Raw genomic sequence first — 2,042 nt, 5'->3', positions numbered from 1 at the left:
ATTTACTGTGACACATAACTTTAAGCTAAGGGGCGCTAGCGCGTGGGCTAAAATCCGAACGAAGTGAGTCAGCCGTGTTAGCGTCCCAGCGACCGAAGGGAGTGCCAACAGCGTTTTGTTAGGCGTACAACTGAAAGTACGCAGCTCTGCTGCCACCACTAGCCAATTAGACCGCATGTTTAAATTATTAAATTTAAGATAAAACAACCCTGTGCGAAATGCCAGATGTTAACGATATTGCTGGATAAATGAGCGAGTTTAGAAAGCTAGTGATGTTGAATGTTGGCGTTGCGGTGTTGATGAAAAGCGCGTTGCTAAAGCCGTTGAAACTACCGAAAAGCTAGCCGCAAAGACAACCTAGTGAAACAGCCTTTATGCTGGAATGTCACGATTGAACCCACTTTTTTAAGCTGTAAGTAAATGACGCCTAACGCCCCAATAACGGGCGCAAACGCGTAGGGCATAATAGCGAAGCGGCCCTGCGTGTTTGTGTCCCAGCGAGCGTAGCGAGTGAGTTTATTGGATTGTTAGAGGTCATCTTTGACACTGCCACTGAACTGCTTTTTGACTGCAAAAAAGCCGAAGGCTAAAAGTGTGGCAGAAAACACTAAAAAAGTCACAAACGGCCAATTGGGAAGATCATTTGTCGATGTATTGAAAAGCCAAGCCGCAGGTGCAAACGGAATCGTGGCAACTAATAGCAATAAAAGCGCAATTTTTTTATTGCGGTTTTGAAGTTGTCTAACGGAAAAGAGACATAAGGTCACGGTGATAATGCTTAGCGGAGATAAGAATAAACTTGGTATAAGTACGATAATGCAATAAAGCTCAAACCAACCGACAGCAGGGTGAGCAAATACCACGCTCCCGTTCCGGCTTTCTTTGGTGAGATATTGATAAATCTGTTTGGTCCGGCTAAACACTCTTGACCTCTAACGCCCCACTTAGGGGCACAAATACGCAGGCTATAATACGGAGCGGAGCGATGGGAGCCTGCGTGTTTGTGTCCCAGCGAGCGCCAGCGAGTGACTACAGTGGTTTGTTAGGTGCCGTTGTCTAAGAATGGCGAATGGCAATTTTCAATGAAAAGTCCCTTTTTCTCAATACGCTTGATTGTATATTCAGAAGCTGTAGGTACACCAATGTACGAATAAAAGTCATAGCCAAAATGGACATATGCATGTTTTGCTTCAAATTTACACCAATATTCTGAACGCAACACTGACCTAAACGCATTGCCGAATTCATGTTGAGGTATACTGCCAGTCTTTTTGAAAGGGCAGAGTTTTTGATAGTCCTCTAGCCCTACAAGTTTAAGAGAAGTTATTTGGTTATCACTTAGCAATAACTTTAGGCTTTCAATGTATTGCCGCTCAACTACTTCATATTCTTTGATATCGGTTAATTTACCGACATCTGAGAATTCAGTCCATTCATCGAGCAAATATGCACCTGAAATATCTCGGTTTATCGGATTGTATTTCGTGATTCTATATTGCCTCATAGGCACCTAACTTTAAGCTAAGGGGCGCTAGCACGTGGGCTAAAATCCGAACGAAGTGAGTCAGCCCACGTGTTAGCGTCCCAGCGACCGAAGGGAGTGGCTTGAGCGTTTTGTTAGGCGTACAACTGAAAGTACGCAGCTTTGCTGCCACCACTAGCCAAATAGACCGCGTGTTTAAATTGTTGAATTTAAGATAAAACAACCCTATGCGAAAAGCTAGATGTTAACGACATTGCTGGATAAAAGAGCGAGTTTAGAAAACTGATGATGCAGAATGTTGGCGTTGCGATGTTGAGAAAAAGCGCGTTGCTAAAGCTATTGAGACTACCGAAAAAGCTAGCGGTAAAGACAACCTAGCGAAACAACCTTGATGCTGGAATGTCACGGTTTAAACCATATTTTAATGCTGTGAGTAAATGACGCCTAACTTTTAAATAAGGGGCGCAGGAACGTAGGGCATAATGGCGAAGCCGCCCTGCGTGTTTGCGTCCCAGCGAACGTAGTGAGTGTGTTGATTGGGTTGTTATATGACAATGCT

At 44.0% G+C, this 2,042-nt stretch carries 2 protein-coding genes; both read right to left on the bottom strand.

What is annotated here, in order from left to right:
• Positions 1-527 precede the first annotated feature (527 nt).
• A complete protein-coding gene (locus KL866_RS12945) occupies positions 528-863 on the bottom strand; it encodes a hypothetical protein (protein ID WP_025255421.1) in 336 nt (111 codons plus the stop codon).
• 179 nt (positions 864-1,042) lie between these two features.
• On the bottom strand, positions 1,043-1,504 hold the full coding sequence (locus KL866_RS12940) for a hypothetical protein (RefSeq protein ID WP_025256672.1): 462 nt from the start codon (positions 1,502-1,504) through the stop codon (positions 1,043-1,045).
• Between the last annotated feature and the right edge of the window lie 538 nt (positions 1,505-2,042).

This window comes from Alteromonas sp. ALT199 (assembly GCF_018619335.1).
In the GTDB taxonomy this organism is placed as follows: domain Bacteria; phylum Pseudomonadota; class Gammaproteobacteria; order Enterobacterales; family Alteromonadaceae; genus Alteromonas.
Note: the sequence above shows the minus strand (reverse complement) of the source record. Positions and strands in the feature narration are given on the sequence as shown.